At 66.9% G+C, this 20,056-nt stretch carries 9 protein-coding genes, 1 tRNA gene and 1 other RNA gene; 7 read left to right on the plus strand and 4 right to left on the minus strand.

Features of this window, described 5'->3' with window-relative positions; genetic code table 11:
- The first annotated feature begins 18 nt into the window (after positions 1-18).
- Positions 19-109 (plus strand) — tRNA-Ser (locus tag AC5P57_RS00520).
- 626 nt (positions 110-735) lie between these two features.
- Here AC5P57_RS00520 and AC5P57_RS00525 read toward each other — a convergent pair.
- The gene (locus AC5P57_RS00525; RefSeq protein ID WP_262235969.1) at positions 736-3,750 is read right to left on the minus strand and encodes an autotransporter outer membrane beta-barrel domain-containing protein; all 3,015 of its coding nucleotides are present in this window, start codon (positions 3,748-3,750) and stop codon (positions 736-738) included.
- Between the two features lie 252 nt (positions 3,751-4,002).
- Here AC5P57_RS00525 and AC5P57_RS00530 point away from each other — a divergent pair, with 252 nt between their 5' ends.
- A complete protein-coding gene (locus tag AC5P57_RS00530; RefSeq protein WP_049430220.1) occupies positions 4,003-4,407 on the plus strand; it encodes a DUF6165 family protein in 405 nt (134 codons plus the stop codon).
- A gap of 46 nt (positions 4,408-4,453) precedes the next feature.
- On the opposite strand, the gene AC5P57_RS00535 is transcribed toward AC5P57_RS00530, so the two are convergent.
- Positions 4,454-5,500 carry a glycosyltransferase family 9 protein gene (locus tag AC5P57_RS00535; protein ID WP_262235970.1) on the minus strand — a complete coding sequence of 349 codons (1,047 nt, stop codon included), beginning with the start codon at positions 5,498-5,500 and terminating at the stop codon, positions 4,454-4,456.
- A 20-nt stretch (positions 5,501-5,520) separates the two neighbouring features.
- Between AC5P57_RS00535 and AC5P57_RS00540 the strand changes: the two genes are divergently transcribed.
- From AC5P57_RS00540 to AC5P57_RS00550, 3 genes are read left to right on the plus strand one after another with little or no spacing between them, the layout of a single operon-like run.
- Complete coding sequence (locus tag AC5P57_RS00540) at positions 5,521-6,270, plus strand: 3-deoxy-D-manno-octulosonic acid kinase (RefSeq protein ID WP_012479275.1); 750 nt, start codon at positions 5,521-5,523, stop codon at positions 6,268-6,270.
- The gene (locus tag AC5P57_RS00545; protein ID WP_099553812.1) at positions 6,270-7,037 is read left to right on the plus strand and encodes an MBL fold metallo-hydrolase; all 768 of its coding nucleotides are present in this window, start codon (positions 6,270-6,272) and stop codon (positions 7,035-7,037) included. Before AC5P57_RS00540 ends, AC5P57_RS00545 begins: the two co-directional genes overlap by 1 nt.
- Complete coding sequence (locus tag AC5P57_RS00550) at positions 7,034-7,423, plus strand: nuclear transport factor 2 family protein (protein ID WP_262235972.1); 390 nt, start codon at positions 7,034-7,036, stop codon at positions 7,421-7,423. Before AC5P57_RS00545 ends, AC5P57_RS00550 begins: the two co-directional genes overlap by 4 nt.
- Before the next feature lie 119 nt (positions 7,424-7,542).
- On the opposite strand, the gene ffs is transcribed toward AC5P57_RS00550, so the two are convergent.
- Positions 7,543-7,639: signal recognition particle sRNA small type (gene ffs, locus AC5P57_RS00555), an RNA gene on the minus strand.
- Positions 7,640-7,939: 300 nt separating this feature from the next.
- On the opposite strand from ffs, the gene AC5P57_RS00560 reads away from it, so the two are divergent.
- Together AC5P57_RS00560 and AC5P57_RS00565 are read left to right on the plus strand one after the other, a co-directional pair.
- Positions 7,940-8,257: a DMT family transporter gene (locus tag AC5P57_RS00560; RefSeq protein ID WP_099553816.1), complete on the plus strand. Its 318-nt coding sequence runs from the start codon at positions 7,940-7,942 to the stop codon at positions 8,255-8,257.
- A gap of 359 nt (positions 8,258-8,616) precedes the next feature.
- Positions 8,617-19,509, plus strand: coding sequence for an autotransporter-associated beta strand repeat-containing protein (locus AC5P57_RS00565; RefSeq protein ID WP_495219408.1), 10,893 nt, complete (start codon positions 8,617-8,619; stop codon positions 19,507-19,509).
- 57 nt (positions 19,510-19,566) lie between these two features.
- Here the strand turns inward: AC5P57_RS00565 and AC5P57_RS00570 are convergent, their stop codons facing one another.
- Positions 19,567-20,010: a GNAT family N-acetyltransferase gene (locus tag AC5P57_RS00570; protein WP_262235974.1), complete on the minus strand. Its 444-nt coding sequence runs from the start codon at positions 20,008-20,010 to the stop codon at positions 19,567-19,569.
- Between the last annotated feature and the right edge of the window lie 46 nt (positions 20,011-20,056).

A 20,056-nucleotide genomic window follows, 5' to 3' on the forward strand; every position in this document is an offset into this window, starting at 1 on the left:
GTCCGCCGGGGACCACCCGGAGAGGTGGCAGAGTGGTTGAATGTACCTGACTCGAAATCAGGCAGGCGTTTATAGCGCCTCGGGGGTTCGAATCCCCCCCTCTCCGCCAGATAAAGAAGAAAGCCGCCCACTGGGCGGCTTTTTTCTTGGCCAACGTTCGGGAGATGCAGGCGGTTGTTGTAGTGATCGACACCTCTGATGCGGGGGGATGAGAACCCCCGACGGGGTTCGACGGTTCTGCAGGAGCAGAACCGGACAGCCGTAGGCTGGCCCTGGAGCGCGTAGCGCGGAAGGGTCGGGTGCATGGATGCACCCGACAATCCCCCCCTCTCCGCCAGATAAAAAAAAAGGGCTGCCGAAAGGCAGCCCTTTTTTTTTATCTGGCGCGGGACGCAACGCGCGTTTCGCGCGTCGCCCCACACGTTGCCGTGCAACGCGTGGGCCCCTCCCTTTGCCTGCCTCTCCCCGCCCCTGTCGGGGCAGCCCCTCAACAGAGGGGCTTGTTGCTCCAGATCGTTCCGTGCGTGGTGGCTGCTGCATTGATGAGTTCCTTGTCTCTGCAGGAGCAGTGGAGGGCTGCCGAAAGGCAGCCCGATTTCTTTTATCTGGCGCGGGATGCGCCGCGCGTAGCGCGCGTCGCCCGAGACGTTGCCGCTGGGCGCATCCACGCATGGCGTGCGAGGGAAGGCCATTCGCACAGGGTGGGAATCCATGCCCTGTGCGAATGGCGTGTGCTCAGAACGTGTAGCCCAGCCCCAGCTGTATGCCGTTCTGGGTCTGGCCGTCGCGCCGCTCGCCCACGTAATCAACCATCACCGACAGGCGCTTGCTGGCACGGCTGGTCACGCCCAGGTTCCAGGCGAGGACCTGTTCGCCGACGGTCTGGCTGCTGGCACTGAACAGCAGGTCCGGGGCGGCGGCGAAGCCGTTGCTGTAGCGGGCCTGGGTATCGCCAAGCTCCTTCTGCCAGACCACGCGGGCACGCGGGGTGATGCGCTCGCCGTTGTTGCCGTCGAAGGTCTTGAACAACTGCAGGCCAGCGCCCACGCGGATGCTCTCCAGGCTGCCACTGCGGCCGACCAGTGCGGCTGCGTCCCGGCCTTCGTTGAAGTGCGTGGCCGAGGTGCGCGTGTAGTCGATCACCGGCAGCAGCGGCTGGATCACCACGCCGTTGCCGGTGGTGAATGAGAACGCATGCTCCACGCGCGCGGAAATCGCGTCGTTGCTGTACTTCGCACGCAGCGGTGCCTGCAGGCCCTCGATACCCTCGATGCTGCGACGGGTGTCGTGGCGAAGATCGGTGTAGCGGACGGCGGCGGACAGGTAGCCGCGCGAATAGAGCGCGTCCACGTAGCCGCCGATATCCAGCGCGCGGACATCGCCGCTGAATCCTGCACCTTCGCTGGACCGGGTCGACATGTCGGCCGCGGCAAGGCTCACGCCCAGTGTCACACGGTCGTCTGCCAGGCGGGTATCGGCACCAAGTGCGATGCCGCCGATGGTGTGGCTCAGGCTGGCGACGCCGGCATCCCCCTCGATACGGCCGTGGCTGCCGAAGCCCCGCGCCCAGAAGCTGCGGTTGCGTCCGGCGTCGCCCGCATCACTGCCCGCATCCGCCGGTGCGACCAGGTGCATCGCCAGCTGGTTGAACAGGCGATTGCCGGTCATCGCAGATTGTGCCGAGGCCGTCTGTGCGGCCTGTGCAGCCAGGCCGTCCGCATCGCCACCGCTGCGCGATGCTGCCTGGTGCTGCTGCACGACGTTGCCGATGCTGCCGACCAGTGCGGAATCGGCCAGGCGCAGGCTGGCATGCCCGTCGCCACGCAGTGCTCCCGCCTGGCGCGCGATGTCATCGCGGTCAGCGAACTGCAGGGCGCCCAGCAGTCCACTCATCGAGGAAGTGCGCTGCGCAGCTGCCTGTTGCAGTGCGATGCCCAGGCCGTCGCCGGACGCGGCATTGCCGAACAAGCGTGTGTCGTCGAAGGAAGGATTGGCGGTCAGCCACAGGCCACTGCCGGTCTGGTTGACGGTGAAGCTGAGCAGTGAATTGTGGCGAGGGCGGAACACCGCGCCGGGAGCGGTGAGATCCACCGCGCTGCCGGCCTCGCCACTGCGCTCGACGTACTGGAAGCGCCCTTCGATGAAGTCCGACACCGGCGCTGCGCGGGTCAGGGTATCGGGCGTAGCGGTGCGGCACCACAAGCCGGCGTACTCACCGTTCGACGGGCCGCAGGGGGCGACGGGCAGCTGCAGGGCGCTGGAATCCACCTGGGTTCCGACCAGATGGTTCTGCTGGCCTGCCGGGAAGAACGCCTGCTTGACGTCCAGCGTCAGCCTGGCGCTGGGGGCAATGCTCAGCACGGCGCGGTTGATGTTGCCGTACAGGTTGTAGTCACCGGACCGCCGGTCCTCTTCGACCAGGAAGTAGCGGGCTTCTTCCAGCGTCAGTGCCGGTGCGGTGCGCTGGCTGTCGACCTGGAAGGCCAGGTTCGCGCCGTCCTTGAGGTTGATGTAGCGCCCCTTGCCGATCCGGAAGCGTTCGCTGGTGAACACGTCGTCGCCACCCGGCGCGAGTGCTTCCAGCGAGTAGGGGCGCATGACGATGCCGGAGGGCGCGAGCGTTCCGCCCTCGTTGATGTCGATCGTGGCATTCAATGAACCGTGTCCGGTCAGCACGCCGCCGCGTTCGACCACGGTCAGGCTGCGCAGTGCGCCCTGCTGCAGCTCGATGCGCCCGCCATTGCGGGCGCCGATGGCTTCGGCGTGGTGGATCCAGCCATTCTGCTGCAGGCGCAGGGTGCCGCCATCGGCCACCACATACTGGGCGGCGGAGGCGGTATCCAGTGACCAGACACCGCCCCTGCCGATGCGGATCACACCGAAGGCGTCGTCCAGCCGGATGTCCGGGGCCGATTGCTGGAAGTAGCGCAGGTTGGCCAGCGCGTTGGTGTAGCGCCCGCGCACGGCCAGGTTCGGATTGAGGTCTCCGCTCACTTCCTTGTCGATGGAAAGCACGTCGCCAGGCTGGACGTAACCGGCTTCGGTAACGACGCGATCACTGTAGAAGGTGACACCGGGATACGCGGTGCAGTTGCCTGCCGCGCTCTGGTCGCGGGTCGGGCAGAAGCGCGTGGCCACGGCCGCCACGTTCGGGTCGAAGTAGCGCAGGAAGCCCGACTGCTGGGTCAGTTCATAGTGCGCCTGGACGATGCGCGCTTCGATGACCGCGAAGTCGGTCGGGCCGAACATGTCCCGGTAGTACTTGATGTACTTGTCCTGCCCCGGGTACGGGGTAGGGCCGTTCGGGCCGGATTCGCCATGGATGCCCAGCACCGTCTCCGTGTAGCTCCCGTGCGCCGGCAGCAGGCCGAACTGCGTCACCTTGCGCTTCACGCCGGCAACGAAGGCGTCGGCGCAGGCCGAGTAGCAGCCGCCGTCCAGTACGGTATCCAGCCCATGCTGGCGGATGATGGCGCCCATGCCCACGCCACCGGAGGCGGCCCCGCCCGGCGAGTTGCGGAACACCACCTGGCGCAGCGGCGTACCACGGGCCTGCGCGGCCAGGATGTAGGCCTCCAGCGTCTGCGGATCGGTCGCCAGCACGTTGCCGGTGTAGTAGAGCGTGTCTCCATTCACATGGAAGGCACTGGCATGGGCCTGCGGCGCGGCAGCGATGCCGAGAAGTGCTGCAACAAGGGCACTGCCGAGGACGGTGGCGCGACGGGCGGGGAGGGCGGGATATCGATGCATGCGGAGTTCCACGGAAAGGAGTGAAGTGCGGTTGCCGCCCTCTTTTGCTGCATCTGGTCAGGGCGGGTCGCGCGCGCTCGGCCGTTGGACTGGCCGGGCGTGGAGGGCGGCAGGCCGCCTCTCCAGACCGCTAACGCAGGTGCGGGGGTTTCTCCCCCAGTCGCCGTTCTCGCGGGAAAATGCAGGTGCAGGGGCGGAGCGTTCGCACCGCGCGGGTTACCATGTGTGCATCACTTGCTGGAGCCTTCCCCCATGAGCGCTGAAATCCTCGTCCCCGTGTCCTTCGGCGAGCTGCTGGACAAGATCTCGATCCTGCAGATCAAGTCCGAGCGCATCAGCGACGAGGGCAAGCTGGCCAACGTGCGCAGGGAGCTGTCGGCGCTGGAGCAGACCTGGATGGCGCACCCGGCGGCGGTGAAGGACATCGCCAAGCTGCGTGCCGAGCTGAAGGCGGTCAACGAGCAGCTGTGGGACATCGAGGACGACATCCGCCTGAAGGAAAAGGCGCAGGCGTTCGACCAGGGCTTCGTCGACCTGGCGCGCAGCGTCTACCTGCGCAACGATGAGCGTGCGCGCATCAAGAAGGCGATCAACCTGGCGCTGGGCTCGGCGTACGTGGAAGAGAAGTCCTACCAGGATTACGCGCAGCGTGGGTGAGGTGGACCCGCCGGGCGTGGCCCGGCGCTATCGATGATCCATCCGCTCAGGTGAGGTGGTCCGCCACGTAACGTTCGAATGCGGCGATGCCGTCTTCAACGGTGATCAGTTCCATCACATCGTCGAACTCGATCTTGGTGCCCCATTTCAGATCGGCGGCCTGCTTGGCCAGGTACTTGCGCGCGGCATCGTCGTAGCGGTCCACGCAGTAGCGGCGGTCCGAGTACGGGCCGCTGCGGTTCGGGTTGCTGGCCGCATGCAGGCCCAGCACCTTGGCGCCCATCGCGTTGGCGATGTGCATCGGGCCCGAGTCCGGGGTCATCACCAGGTTGGCGCGGGCAAGCAGGGCAGGCAGCTGCTTCAAGGTGTCCTTGCCGACCAGGTCCAGTGCCGGCGTGTGCAGTTGTGCCTGGATGGCATCGGCCATGCTGCGCTCCAGTTCGCTGCGGCCACCGCACAGCACCACCTGCCAACCGCGCTGTGCGGCGTGGTTGGCCACGGCTGCATAGCGGTCTGCATACCAGTTGCGGCGCACGTGGCTGGAACAGGGCGAGATCATCAGCACAGGGCGGCCATCGTCCTGCCATTGCGCGGCGGCCCACTCAAAGGCGGACGGCGGTACGGCCAGGTCCCAGCTGACCTCGGTCTGGCGCAGACCCAGCGGCTCGCAGAAGCTGCCGATGGCATCCAGCACATGGATGCCGGGACGGTCGGGAATGCGCTCGTTGATGAAGAGCCCGTGCAGGTCCTTGGAGCGGCTGCGGTCGTAGCCGATGCGGCGCTCGGCGGGAATGAACGCCGACAGCAGGTTGGCACGGAACGCCACCTGCATCTGCAGCAGCGCTTCAAAACGCCCCGGTGGCAGCTGTTTGCGCAGCTCCTTGACCCCTGCCATGCCGCTCTTCTTGTCGTAGGCGTGGAAGGTGACGCCGGGCAGGCCGTCAAGCAGTTTGTGGCCGACCTTGTCGATGATCCAGTGGATCGGCGTGTCCGGACGCGCAGCCTGCAGGGTGCGCACCAGGGGCACCACGTGGGTGACATCGCCGAGTGCGGACAGGCGCAGGAGGCACAAGGAGGAGGACGCTGATGCCATGTGTTGTTAGACTCAATGAAATGGTCGCATTCGACGCCAATGAAGCGCTGACGCCATGCCGCGAGGGTCGCGGCATCGGGGCCATTCTGTTCGACCGCGAGCGGCTGCGGCAAGCCGAGGTTGGTCTGTTCTCGCCCCAGCACTGGGGCAGCAAGGCCCGGCCGGTCGGCGAGGGCGGTCGCGGCAGCGCCTGGTTCATCGATGCGCCGTTCGGCGCCAGCGTGCTGCGCCACTACCTGCGCGGCGGTTTGGCAGCGAAGATCAGCCATGACCAGTACCTCTGGCGCGGGTCGGACCGGACCCGGAGCTTTGCCGAATTCCGCCTGATGCGCGCCCTGCGCGAAAAGAAGCTGCCGGTGCCCCGGCCGATCGCCGCGTACTACATGCGCGAGGGCCTGCGTTACCGCGCCGCGATCCTGATGGAGCGGATCGAGGGCGTACGCTCGCTGGCCGACCGTGCGCTGGTCGCCGGCCGGGGCGCGCCCTGGGAGGAGACCGGGCGGCTGATCGCCCGCTTCCACCGTGCCGGCCTGGACCATGCCGACCTCAACGCGCACAACATCCTGTTCGATGGCAACGGCCATGGCTGGCTGATCGACTTCGACCGCGGGGTGATCCGCATTCCGGCCACCGCTTGGCGCGAACGCAACCTCAAGCGCCTGCTGCGCTCGCTGATCAAGCTGCGCGGCGAACGCAGCGTGGAAGACGTGCAGAAGGACTACGCGCGCCTGCGCCGCGCCTATGACATGGCCTGGAACCGGGGCACCTGATGGACTGGTCGTTGCGTTTCCTCGGCGTCGGCAACGCGTCGGCGGTCGAGCTGGGGTCGCCGATGTCGGTGATCGAGCGGGACGGGCGTCCGTGGCTGACCATCGACTGTGGCGGCGAAGGCCTGACCGCGTTCAAGGCCCACTACGGGCACATGCCGCAGGCCTTGTTCGTCACCCATGTGCACCTGGATCACGTGGCCGGTTTCGAGCGGCTGTTCGTGGATACCTTCTTCAGCACGCACCGCCGCGGCAAGGTGCGCCTGTACGTGCCGGCCACGGTGGTACCGCTGCTGCACAAGCGCATCGGCGACTACCCGAACGTGCTGGCCGAGGGCGGTGCGAACTTCTGGGATGCCTTCCAGCTGATCGTGGTGGGCGAGGCGTTCTGGCATGAGGGCGTGCGCCTGGAAGTGTTTCCGGTGCGCCATCACTGGCCGGAGACCGCCTATGGCCTGCGCCTGCAGGGCGCGCTGACCTGGAGCGGCGATACCCGGCCGATTCCGGAGATGCTGGCACGCTATGCCAACGACAACGAACTGATCGCCCACGACTGCGGCCTGCACGGCAACCCGTCGCATACCGGCGTGGACGACCTGGAGCGTGAGTACAGCGCCGAGCTGCAGTCGCGGATGATGCTCTACCACTACGCCAGCGTGGCTGACGGTGCGGCGCTGGCCGCGCGCGGCCACCGCGTGGCGCAACCGGGGCAGTGCGTGCCGCTGGCTTTCCCGACCGCACCGAACGTGCTGGCACAGGATCCGCCGTGAGCGGAACCGGCAGGCCCGCCGATACGGTGCTGGCCGCCGGACTGGAGGCGCTGGAGCGCGCGCTGCATGCGCTGCGGGTGCGTGCCGACCGTGAGCGCCTTGCCGCACTGCTGGACGAGGATTTCAACGAAATCGGCAGTTATGGCCGTTGCTACGGCCGTGAAGCGGCGTTGGCGGAGATTCCGCTGGAGCGCGCGCAGGTGCAGATCGAATCGGAGCAGTACGCGGTCTCGCTGCTGACGCAGGACCTGGCCCAGGTGCGTTACCGCAGCCGCCATCACCTTGATGGCCAGCCGCAGGGCTGGGTGCTGCGCAGCTCGCTGTGGCGACGGCATGCGCAGGGATGGCGGGTGGTGTTCCACCAGGGAACGCCGGAGGCGGGGTAGCGTCGGGCCATGCCCGGCGAAGAGCGCCAACCAAGGTTGGCAGCTACCAGAGCGAGGGGCGAGGGGCGCCAACCAAGGTTGGCATCTACCAGAGCGGGGCACGGCCCGAAAAGGCGGTGGCCCCGCCGGCTGACCTCGGCGCCCGCGTCGATCGATACCGTTGCTGCCTTCCGGCCCTGGCGGGGTTTTCGACCTAGCGTCGCGAGGGGCCGACGGGGCCACCATAGAGACGTTGGCCGCCCGGTGGGCGGCCAGTTCACGGATCAGGGGAAGCAGCGCGCGATGCGCCAGAGACCACAGCCGGACTGCGCATCGGCTGGCCGATGGCAGACGCGTAGTCTAGCGCAGGCAGATGCATCGACGCCAGCTTCACGCACTGAATCGCCTGTAACCCGTTCCCGGCCACGGCGGCCGGGGCCGGCCCCCGTTGCTAGAATGCCGGCCAGGAGGAACGACCTCCCCCACATCGGGAATCAAAGACCAGGACGGCCTGGCCCTACCAAGAGGAGGGCCGTCATGGCCTGGATCTATCTGTTGTTCGCCGGCCTGCTGGAAATCGTCTGGGCCGTGTCCATGAAGCAGTCCGAAGGCTTCACCAAGCTCACCCCCACCGTGGTCACGATCATCGGCATGATCGCCAGCTTCTGGCTGCTGGCGGTGGCCATGCGCAGCCTGCCGCTGGGCACCGCCTATACGATCTGGACCGGCATCGGCGCCGTCGGCGCGTTCGTGGTTGGCATTGTGTTCCTCGGCGAGCAGGTCAACCCGATGCGCATCGGCGCAGCGGTATTGATCGTTTCCGGCCTGGTGCTGATGAAACTCTCCAGCAGCTGAATGCATTTACTTATGGCGGAGAAAGGAATCTCCGCGTTCTGCAGGTATATGCATTTTCGGCAAAATCATTTTGTCCGCCCGCTTTATTTGACGTACGTCATAAAAATAACGAGCGTGATTCACATGCCGCTGGCGCCATCGGTCGCACAGTGCCGCCATTCGTCATGCGAAACCGGGGAGTTTTCGCCTTGACGGACACGTTGGCCTGCCTGTTCCAGGTGCGGCCGCGTGAAGATGTGAAGATTTTCAGAAGTTAATGAAGCCAGGCCTTGTTCCCCTGCCGGGAGCCGGGGTGGGCCGCATTGTCTTCAAAAAAACCTGCCTGCAGTGCCATCTGGTCTTTTCATGGAGATTTACCGATGAACCGCATTTACCGTCTGGTTTTCAATCGCGCCCTCGGCGTAATGCAGGTTGCATCGGAGGTCGCCCAGAATCCCGGCGGAAGCGCGGTCTGCATGGCGCGGGTGCCGCGATTGCGGGCGCATCAGCTGGCGGTTGCCTTGGCGGCCACGCTGGCCAGTGGTTCGGCGCTCGCAGCGTGCAATACGGTGGGCGCAGTCGTTACCTGCGACCCCGGCACTACGGTCAACAACTACAGCAACGGGACTTCCGGCATCACGCTGAATGTCCTGGCAGGAGCCACGCTGCGCACGCCTCCGGTTGTAGGCGGCGGCAATGCAGCGACGTTGAGCGGCGACAACGTGACGGTCAACAACAGTGGCACGATCGATCCGAGCTCGATCATCCTCGCCTCGCCCGGCCTGGTCGTCGGCAATGGTTCGGCCAACAACAGCGCGATCGTCGTCAACAACAATGCCGGCGGGCAGATAAAGGGTGTCGTCAACATCGCAACGCTGCTGGGGTTTGGTGGCCAGGCGCTGGTGGCCCAGAATGTCAATGGCACCACCACCATCAACAACGCCGGCCTGATCAGCACGTCGTTGATCGGCGTTGGTAGTGTGTCCGACGCGACCACGGTGGTGACCTATGGTGGCGGGGCAGCCAATGTGACCAACACCGGCACCATCGACGGGCGGGTCGGCCTGGGTGCTTCCGGCGGAAATGCGTTCCTCAATGCGGGGGCGGTCAGCGGCAGCGTTCACCTGGGTGATTCAACCGGCGGAAATACCTTCACCGCAGTGTCGGGTTCCAGCGTTGTGGCAGGCGGCGGCACCGCCATTGCCGGCGTGATTACCGGTGTCACCGGGGTGAAGGTTGCGGCTGCGGGATCGGTCGATGCCGGTACCGGCAGCGGTGCCACCAACAACACACTGGTGCTGCAGAACAGCGCTTCCGGTACGGGATCCGGCACCGGTGGAGCGGTGACAACGCTGGGTTGGAACCAGTACCTCAACTTCCGGAAGCTGACCGTCAACAGTGGTACCTGGAATCTGCAGGGCGCATGGACGGGAGCCGGGGCGACGACGCTCAATGATGGCCTGGTCAATTTCAACAATGCCGGTTCCTTCGGCACAGGGCTGTTCACCGCCAACGGCGGTGCCATCGCCTCCTCCACGGCCGGCCTGAACCTGGCCAACGCTTTCAGCCTCGGTGGCAATCTGTCTCTGTCCGGAACCAATGCGTTCGGCCTGGGGGGCGTCCTTTCAGGCGCTGGTGGGCTGACCGTCAACAACACCGGCATCGTCACTCTGGGCGGCGCAAACCTGTTCTCCGGCGGCGTCAATCTCAATGCCGGTGGCCTGCTGCTGGGCAATGCGGGTGCTCTCGGCTCCGGCACCCTCACCGTGGGTGGCACGGCGTCGCTGGACACCACCGCCGCGTTCAACCTGAGCAACAACCTGATCGTCAGCGGGGGCGGCACGCTCAACCTGCTCGGCAACAACAGTCTTGGCCTCAACGGATCGATCTCCGGCGCCGGCAACCTGGTCAAGGCCGGTCCGGGCACGCTCACCTTGAATGGTGCCAACCTGCTCACGGGCTCCTTCGCGGTCACCGGTGGTGCGCTGGCCTTGGGCGCCGGTGGCAGCCTGTCGCCTACAAGTGCGATTTCGCTGAGCGCAGGCACCAACCTCGATCTCTCGGTTGCGGCCAGCCAGACCATCGGCTCACTTGCCGGATCCGGTGCGCTCAACCTCGGCGCGCGCAGCCTCACGTTGGGCGGCCTGAACACCAACACCACCTTCTCCGGCGTCATCGGCGGTGTCGGTGGCGCGCTGGTCAAGGTCGGTACGGGTACCCAGACCCTGTCTGGTGCCAGTACCTTCACCGGTGGCGTCGCGCTCAACGGCGGCGGCCTGCTGCTGGGCAATGCAGGCGCGCTGGGCACCGGCGCGCTCAGTGTCGGCGGCAACGTGTCCCTCGATGGTACCGGGTCGCTTGCTCTCGCCAACGCGGTCAATCTGGGCGCGGGCAGCATCCTCAATCTGTCCGGGAACCAGGCGTTGACCTTCAACGGCGTCATCGGTGGTACCGGCAGCCTGGTCAAGAACGGTGCGGCCACCCTGACCCTCAACAACGCCAACACGTTTGGTGGAGGGCTGTCGCTCACCGCCGGTGGACTGGTGCTTGGCAACGGCGGTGCGCTGGGAACCGGCGCATTGAATGTCGGTGGTGCAGTGACGCTTGATGCCAGCTCGGCACTGACCGTGGGCAACGGCATCAACCTGGGACTGGGTGGTTCGCTCAATGTGCTGGGGGGCAACGCGCTGACGCTGGGTGGCGTGATCGGTGGTACCGGCAGCCTGGTCAAGAACGGCGCCTCCACGCTGACGCTGGGTGGGGCCAACGCGTTCACCGGCGGCCTGAACGTGAATGCCGGCAAGGTGGCGCTGGCCAGTGGCGGCAGCCTGGCGGCAACCGGGGCGGTGAGCCTGGCCGGGGCCGGCGCCGAACTGGATATCTCACTCGGCGGCAACCAGACCATCGGTGCGTTGTCCGGTGTGGCTGGCAGCACGCTTTCGCTGGGCAGCAGCACGCTCACCTTTGGTGATGCCACCAACCAGACGTTCGCGGGCGCGATCGGTGGTACCGGCGGCCTGGTCAAGCAAGGGACCGGCATCCAGACGCTGACCGGCGCCAATACCTTCAGCGGTGGGGTGAATCTTGCGGCCGGTGGCCTGGTGCTGGGCAACGCCGGTGCGCTGGGAAGCGGCGCACTGTCGATCAGTGGCAACGGTTCGCTGGACACCACCGCAGCGATGAACCTGGGCAATGCGATCAACCTCGGCGCAGCGCTGACACTGCCGGGCAGCCAGAACCTGACCCTGGGCGGCGACATCACCGGCACTGGCAGCCTGGTCAAGAACGGTGCGTCGACACTGACCTTGAACGGCACCAACACCTTCACGGGTGGCTTGAGTGCAAACGCTGGCGCCCTGCTGCTGGGCAACAGCGGCGCACTCGGTACGGGGACGCTGGGCATCGGCGGCAACGTCTCGCTCGATGGTGGCGCCGCGCTGAATCTGGCCAACAACGTGTCCCTGGGCGCGGGAGCCGCGCTGTCGTTGCCGGGCTCGCAGGCCATCACGTTGGGCGGGGTGCTCTCCGGTGCGGGCAGGCTGGTGAAGAACGGTGCCACCACCTTGACTCTCAATGGCGCCAACACCTTCGGCGGTGGGTTGACCGTCAACGGTGGCGGACTGGTGCTGGGCAATGCCGGTGCGCTGGGCACCGGTGCATTGTCGGTGGGCGCCAACACCACGCTGGACAGTTCGGTGGCGCTGAGCCTGGCCAACGGCGTCAATCTTGGAGCAGGGGCAGTGCTTAACCTGCTGGGCGGCCAGAATGTAGCACTGGGCGGTGTCATTGCCGGCACCGGCAGCCTGGTCAAGAACGGTGCGGCGACACTGGCGTTGAACGGGCCCAATACCTTCAGCGGGGGTGTTGGCCTCAACGCGGGCCTACTGCAGCTGGGCAATGCACAGGCACTGGGTACCGGCCAGCTGGACGTGGGCGGCAACGCGTCGCTGGATGCAGCATCGGCGCTCACCGTAAGCAACAACATCGGCCTCGCTGCCGGTGCCAATCTTTCCGTGCTGGGCAGCAATGACCTGACGCTCACCGGTCCGGTATTCGGTGCAGGCGGGTTGATCAAGGATGGCTTGGCGCAACTCACTCTGTCCGGTGCCAATCTCTTTACCGGAGGCACCACGGTCAATGCCGGTGTACTGGCGTTGGGGGCAGGTGGCAGCCTTGCCGCAGCCGGTGCGGTGAATCTTGCCGGTGCGGGAGCGACACTGGACATCTCCGCAGCCGGCGCGGCACAGACCATCGGTGCGCTGAACGGCGTGGCGGGCAGCCAGCTTGCACTGGGCGCGCAGTCGCTCACGTTCGGCGGTGCCAGCGACGGCAGCTTTGCCGGCGTGATCGGTGGCACCGGTAGCCTGGTCAAGAACGGCACGGGCGTGCAGACGCTGTCCGGTGCAAACACCTTCAGTGGTGGCCTTGCGCTCAATGCGGGTGGCCTGATTCTCGGCAACGCCAGCGCGCTGGGGACGGGGGCGCTCGGTATCGGCGGCACCACCACGCTCGACAGCACCGTGGCGCTGAACCTGGCCAATGCGGTGAACTTTGGTGCCGGTACGCAGCTGACGCTGGGCGGCAGCAACGATGTCACCCTTGGTGGCGTGGTGGCCGGCAACGGCAGCCTGATCAAGAATGGTGCGGGCCTGCTGACCCTCAACAACACCAATACCTTCGGTGGCGGCCTGACTTTGAATGGTGGCGGCCTGGTGGTCGGTGCGAATGGTGCGCTAGGTACCGGCGCGCTGGCGGTGAATGCCAGTACCGCGCTGGATGCAGGCGCGGCAGTGACGCTCGGCAATGCAATCACGCTGGGCTCGGGCGTTGCACTGACATTGCCTGGCAGCAACGCGCTGACGCTGGCGGGTGTGATCGGTGGCAACGGCAGCCTGGTCAAGAACGGCGCTACCACGCTGACGCTGTCCGGTGCCAATACCTACACCGGCGGTACCACCATCAACGCCGGCACGCTGGCGCTGGGCACGGGTGGAAGTCTCGCCGCAGCGGGTGATGTCACGCTGGGCGCGGGCGCTGGCTTCGATATCTCCGGTGCCGGCAGCAGCCAGACCATCGGTGCGCTCAACGGTGCGGGCGGCAGCACGCTGGCGCTGGGCGGAAATTCATTGACCTTCGGTACGGCCAGCAACGCCGCGTTCGACGGCGTGATCAGTGGCGGCGGCGGTCTGATCAAGGTAGGCGCGGGCGTACAGACGCTGTCCGGCGCCAACACCTTTGGCGGCGGCGTGACGCTCAACGCAGGCGGGCTGGTGCTGGGCAATGACGCGGCGCTGGGCACGGGTACCTTGACCGTCGGCGGTGCCGCCACGCTGGATACCACCGGCCTGGCAACACTGGCCAACAACATCGCGCTCAACGCCGGGCTGACCGTGCTCGGCAGCAACGCGCTGACACTCAACGGTGTTCTTTCCGGGGCCGGCAGCCTGACCAAGAATGGCGGCGCAACGCTGACCCTGAACGGCATCAACACCTACACCGGTGGCACCAACATCAACGCCGGCACGCTGGCGCTGGGGGCCGGCGCCAGCCTGGCGGCGAGCGGCACGGTGAACCTCGCTACCGGTGCCACGCTGGATCTGTCTGCCGGCAGCGGCACGCAGGTGTTCGGCACCCTGGTCGGCAACGGTACGGTGAACCTTGGTGCCAACTCGATCGAAGTGGGCGGCGCCACCAATGGCACCTTCAGTGGCTCGATCGCAGGCACGGGTGGCCTGACCAAGGTTGGTACGGGCATCGAGACGCTGACCGGTGCCAACACCTACACCGGCGGCACCTTCATCAATGCAGGTACGCTGGCGATTGGTCCGGGCGGCAGCCTGGCAGCCACCGGCGCGGTGACGCTGAGTGCAGCAGGCACCGGCTTCGATATCTCCACCGCAGGGGCCAACCAGACCATCGGCTCGTTGAACGGCGTGGCCGGCTCGACGGTGAGCCTGGGGGCACAGACGCTGACACTCGGTGGTGTTGGCAACAGCCTCTTCGATGGCGCGATTTCCGGCACGGGTGGCCTGGTCAAGAATGGCGCCGGCATCCTCACGCTGGGCGGTGCCAATCTGTTCAGTGGTGGCGTTGCACTCAACGGCGGTGGCCTGGTGGTCGGCAACAACGCTGCGCTCGGCAGCGGTGCGTTGACGGTCGGAAGCAACGCAACACTGGATGCATCGACCGCTGCCAGCCTGGCCAACAACATCAGCCTGGCAGCGGGTGCCAATCTTGATCTGCTCGGCAGCCAGGCGCTGGCGCTGGGCGGTGTGATCTCGGGTACAGGTGGGTTGATCAAGGACGGTGCGGCCACGGTAACCCTGAGCGGTGCCAACACCTACACCGGGGGTACCACCATCAACAGCGGCACGCTGGCGATCGGTGCCGGTGGCAGCCTCGCCGCAACCGGCGCGGTGAACCTGGCCGGTACCGGCACGCTCGACATCTCGGCGGGCAACCAGGCCATCGGTTCGCTGGCCGGCGTGGCCGGCAGCACGGTGGCGCTGGGCGGCAGCACGCTGACCCTGGGCGGCACCGTGGACAGCACCTTCAACGGTGCGATCAGCGGCAATGGTGGGCTGATCAAGAACGGCGCGGGCGTGCAGACGCTCAATGGGGCCAGCACCTTCAGCGGTGGCGTGGCGCTCAACGCCGGTGGCCTGGTGGTCGGCAACAACGCTGCGCTGGGCACCGGTGCGGTGACGGTCGGTGGCGCGGCTACGCTCGATTCGAACACCGCGGTGACGCTGGCCAACAACTTCATCCTCAACAACGCGTTGACCGTCCTCGGCAGCAACAATCTGACACTCAACGGCAACCTGAGTGGTACCGGCAGCCTGACCAAGGAGGGTGCGGCGACGCTGACCCTGAACGGCACCAACACCTATACCGGTGGCACCAACATCAACGCCGGTACGTTGGCACTGGGTGCTGGCGCGAGCCTGCACGCCAGTGGCATCGTCAACCTGGCCTCGGGTGCGACGTTCGATCTGTCGGCGGGCAGCGGCACGCAGCAGTTCGGTACCCTGATCGGCAACGGTACGGTGAATCTGGGCGCCAACACGCTGACGATCGGAGACGCCACCAATGGCACCTTCAGTGGTTCGGTGGCGGGCACCGGTGGCCTGGTCAAGGAAGGTTCGGGCACCCAGACGTTGACCGGCACCAATACCTTCACCGGTGGCACCACCATCAACGCTGGCACGCTGGCGATCGGCGCCGGTGGCAGCCTGGCTGCCACGGGTGCGGTGAATCTGGCCAACGCCGGTACCGCCTTTGACATCAGCGCGGGCGGCCCGCAGGCCATCGGCTCGCTGGCAGGCGTGGCCGGCAGCACCGTGGCGCTGGGTGGCAGCACGCTGACACTCAATGGCGTGGGCAACACTACGTTCGCTGGTGACATCACCGGCACCGGTGGCCTGGTGAAGAACGGCGCTGGCGTGCAGACCCTGAGCGGCAGCAATACCTTCAGCGGCGGCGTGGCACTCAATGCCGGTGGCCTGGTGCTGGGCGACAACGGTGCGCTGGGAACCGGCACGCTGACCGTGGGCGGCAACGCCAGCCTGGACGGCACCAGCGCGTTGACCCTGGCCAACACCGTGCAGCTGGCCAGCGGCACGCTGACCCTGGCCGGCGGCAACACGCTGACCTTGAACGGCCCGATCAGCGGCGCTGGCGGCCTGCTCAAGGATGGCGCAGCGACGGTCACCCTGGGCGGTGCCAGCACCTATACCGGTGCCACCACCATCAACAGCGGCACGCTGGCGGTGGCGGCCGGTGGCAGCCTGTCCGGTGCCAGCACGGTGAACCTGGCCGGCGCTGGCACGTTGGACATCAGTGCCGGTGGCAGCCAGAGCATCGGTGGCCTGGCTGGCGTAACCGGCTCCAGCGTGGTGCTGGGTGGTGCAACCCTGACCACCGGCGGCAACAACGGCAGCACCACCTTCGGCGGCGTGCTCAGTGGCACCGGCGGCCTGGTGCAGAGCGGCACCGGCACGCTGACCCTGAGCGGCGACAACGTCTATACCGGCGGCACCACCATCAATGGCGGCAGCACGCTGCAGATCGGCAACGGCGGCAGCACCGGCTCGGTGCTGGGTGACATCACCAACAACGGCAGCCTGGTCTACAACCTCGGCACCACGGCAACCGTGGGTGCTGTGGTCAGTGGCAGCGGCGGCCTGACCCAGGCCGGCAGTGGCACGCTGGTGCTGACCGGCAACAACGCCTACACCGGCGGTACCACCATCAATGCCGGTGGCACGCTGCAGGTCGGCAACGGCGGTGCGACCGGTGCGATTGTCGGTGACATCACCAACAACGGTGCGCTGGTGTCCAACGTGGCCGGCAACACCACGCTGGGCGGCACCATCAGCGGCGCTGGTGGCCTGACCCAGGCCGGCAACGGTACGCTGACATTGACCGGCAACAACACCTATACCGGCGGCACCACCATCAATACCGGCGGCACGCTGCAGGTGGGCAATGGCGGTGCGACCGGTGCCATCACCGGCAATGTCGCCAACAACGGCAGCCTGGTGTTCAACGTCGGCGGCAACACCACGGTCGGCGGTGCGATCAGCGGCAGTGGTGGCCTGACCCAGGCCGGCGCCGGCGTGCTGACCCTGGTAGGCAACAACAGCTACACCGGCGGCACCACCATCAATGCCGGCGGCACGCTGCAGGTCGGCAACGGCGGGGCAACCGGCGCCATCGCCGGCGACATCACCAACAATGGTGCGTTGATTTCCAACGTGGCCGGCAATACTGCGCTGGGCGGCACCATCAGCGGTACGGGTGGCCTGACCCAGGCGGGCAGTGGGTCGCTGGTGCTGACCGGCACCAACACCTACACCGGCGGTACCACCATCAACGCCGGCGGTACGCTGCAGCTGGGCAATGGCGGTGCGACCGGCTCGATCGTCGGCGACATCACCAACAACGGCACGCTGGTGTCGAACGTGGCGGGCAACACCACGCTGGGGGGCACCATCAGCGGCAGCGGCGGCCTGACCCAGGCCGGCAGCGGCACACTGACCGTGACCGCCAACAACACCTACACCGGGCCGACCACGATCAACGCAGGCGGCACGCTGCAGGTGGGCAACGGCGGTGCGACCGGCGCGATCGGCGGCAACGTCACCAACAACGGCAGCCTGGTGTTCAACGTGGGTGGCAACACCACCGTCGGCAGCGCCATCAGCGGCAGCGGTGGCCTGACCCAGGCCGGCAGCGGCACGTTGATCCTGGGCGGCAACAACACCTATACCGGCGGCACCACCATCAACACCGGCGGCACGCTGCAGGTTGGCAACGGCGGCGCGAGCGGATCGATTGCCGGTAACGTCAGCAACAATGGCAGCCTGGTGTTCAACGTAGGTGGCAACACCACCGTCGGTGGCACCGTCAGCGGCAGCGGTGGCCTGACCCAGGCCGGCACCGGAACGGTCACCCTGACCGGCAACAACACCTACACCGGCGGCACCACCATCAATGCGGGTGGCACGGTGCAGGTCGGCAACGGCGGGGCCAGCGGTTCGGTCACCGGCAACATCACCAACAACGGTGGCCTGGTCATCAACACCGGCGGCACCACCACGCTGGGCGGCACCATCAGCGGTGGCGGCAGCATCGTGCAGGCCGGTCCGGGAGGCCTGAACCTGGGCGGCAACAGCGGTGGCTTCAGCGGTACCGGCCAGGTCACCGGCGGCGGCCTGAATGTCACCGGCAACATCGGCGGCCAGTGGACCATCGGTAGCGGCACCACGCTGTCCGGCACCGGCACCATCGGTGGCACTGGCGGTGGCGTGACGGTATCCACCGGGGGCGTGCTGTCGCCGGGCAATGGCCCGGGCAACGGCAGCGGTGCGGGCAATGGCACCGGCACGATCACGGTGGGGGGCAACCTGACCCTGTCGCCGGGCAGCACGCTGGGCATCGATCTGGGTGCTACAGGCAGCGACACGGTGCAGGTGGGGGGAAGTGCCAGCGTAGGTGGCAGCATCGTGCAGGTGAACACCATTTCGCCGAGCACCAGCTACCAGCAGGGCCAGCAGTACACCGTGATCAACGCGGGTGGTGGCGTCAGCGGGCAGTTCGCCTCGGCAACCACGCCGTCGGCCTTCCTGACCATCACCCCAGTCTATACCGCGAACACGGCCAACCTGCAGATCGATGTGGCGCAGACCGCGGCATTCACCACGGCGGCGAAGACGCGCAACCAGTACAACACCGCTGCAGCGCTGGACAGCCTGCCGCAGAGTGGTTCGGCACTGGGCCTGTACAACACGCTGCTGATGTATGACGCGGGTACCGCGCGCGCGGCGTTCGACCAGCTGTCCGGTGAAGTACATGCGGCCAGCCGTGCGGTGCTGCTGTACGACAACTATCTGGAGGAGGGCATCCGCCAGCGACTGGGCAGTGAGTTGCCGACCGTGCGTGGTGAGCGTGCCTCGGCCTGGCTGGCCGGTAGTGGCAAGGTGTTCCGCCAGGACGGTGACGGCAACGGCGATGACATCCGCTCCAACCGCAATGCGCTGATGGCGGGCGTGGACTGGCAGCTGGGCGAGCACGTGGTGCTGGGTGCGGCCGCAGGCAACGAGCGGCTGGATACGCGCCTGTACGATCGCAGCTCGCGGGCCCGCCTGCGCGGCAATACGTTCGGCCTGTATGCGCAGGGCCAGTGGAACAACGGCTTCGCGGTCGGTGGCAGCGTATCGCGCGGTGATTACCGCACGCGTACCACGCGTGAGGTGCCGCTGCTGGGCCAGACCCTGTACAGCCGCCAGGACTCGGATGTGACCATCGCGCAGGTGGAGGGCAGCTGGACCTGGACCCATGGCAAGACCCAACTGCAGCCGTATGTGCAGTTCACCAAGCACTGGGTCGACAGCGATCGCGCAGTGGAGCAGGGCGGCACTGCTGCACTGGAGCTGGAAGGCGGCAAGGACACGCTCAATGTCAGCACCGTGGGCGTGCGTGGACGCTGGGACGTGGGCAGCGGCGAGCGCTTCCCGGCGCAGCTGACGGTTGGCCTGGGCTGGCAGCACGCGTCGGGTGACACCGATGTGGCCAGCCGCAACCGCTTCGCCGTGGGTGGCAACGCGTTCGATGTCTACAGCGCGGTGATGGCGCGTAACGCGCTGGTCAGCCAGGTCGGCGTGGCGGTTGGGCTTGGCCGCAACAGCCAGCTGTCGATGTTCGTGCAGGGCCAGCACGGCGATGGTCGCCGCGATGTCGGCGGGCAGATCAACCTGCGCGTGGGCTTCTGAGCGGAGCAGGGCCGCAATGGATCCGCGCGCTGCGTGGATCCGGGTCGGGGCGGAGGGTTACATCCTCCGCTCCATCTCCACGGCGTCGATGCCGGGGCCGTGGCCATCCGGCACCACCCGTGTCACCTGGAAGCCCAGGCCAGCGTAGAAGCCCCGGGTGTGCTGGCTGGTGCTGAGCGTGATGCGTGCAATCGAGGCATCACGTTCGGCCTGCTGCAGTCGTGCCACCGCCAGTTCACGGCCGATTCCCTGCCGGTGCAGCGCGCGCTCGACCATGCCCCAGCAGAAGCCGGCACTGCCGTCGCCGCGTCGCGACAGGCCGCCACAGGCCACGATGTTGCCATCGCGCTCGATGACCTGGAACGCGCAGTCCGTGGCCTGCTCATGCAGGAAGCGTTCGAAATCGCTGCGCTCTTCGGGTGCGAAGTAGGTGGGTACGTTGCTGTCGAAGATCGACAGGCAGGCGCTGGCATCCGTGTGGCGGTAGAGGCGGAGTGTCATGGGTCCACGATAGACGATCGTCAGTAGATCCACGCCATGCGTGGAT

The organism is Stenotrophomonas sp. YJH_SMC_79, assembly GCF_059367995.1.

Coding starts and splice junctions, on each gene's coding strand:
- AC5P57_RS00525 (WP_262235969.1), bottom strand. CDS start 3,750: ATGCATCGATATCCCGCCCTCCCCGCCCGTCGCGCCACCGTCCTCGGC.
- AC5P57_RS00530 (WP_049430220.1), top strand. CDS start 4,003: ATGAGCGCTGAAATCCTCGTCCCCGTGTCCTTCGGCGAGCTGCTGGAC.
- AC5P57_RS00535 (WP_262235970.1), bottom strand. CDS start 5,500: ATGGCATCAGCGTCCTCCTCCTTGTGCCTCCTGCGCCTGTCCGCACTC.
- AC5P57_RS00540 (WP_012479275.1), top strand. CDS start 5,521: ATGGTCGCATTCGACGCCAATGAAGCGCTGACGCCATGCCGCGAGGGT.
- AC5P57_RS00545 (WP_099553812.1), top strand. CDS start 6,270: ATGGACTGGTCGTTGCGTTTCCTCGGCGTCGGCAACGCGTCGGCGGTC.
- AC5P57_RS00560 (WP_099553816.1), top strand. CDS start 7,940: ATGGCCTGGATCTATCTGTTGTTCGCCGGCCTGCTGGAAATCGTCTGG.
- AC5P57_RS00565 (WP_495219408.1), top strand. CDS start 8,617: ATGAACCGCATTTACCGTCTGGTTTTCAATCGCGCCCTCGGCGTAATG.
- AC5P57_RS00570 (WP_262235974.1), bottom strand. CDS start 20,010: ATGACACTCCGCCTCTACCGCCACACGGATGCCAGCGCCTGCCTGTCG.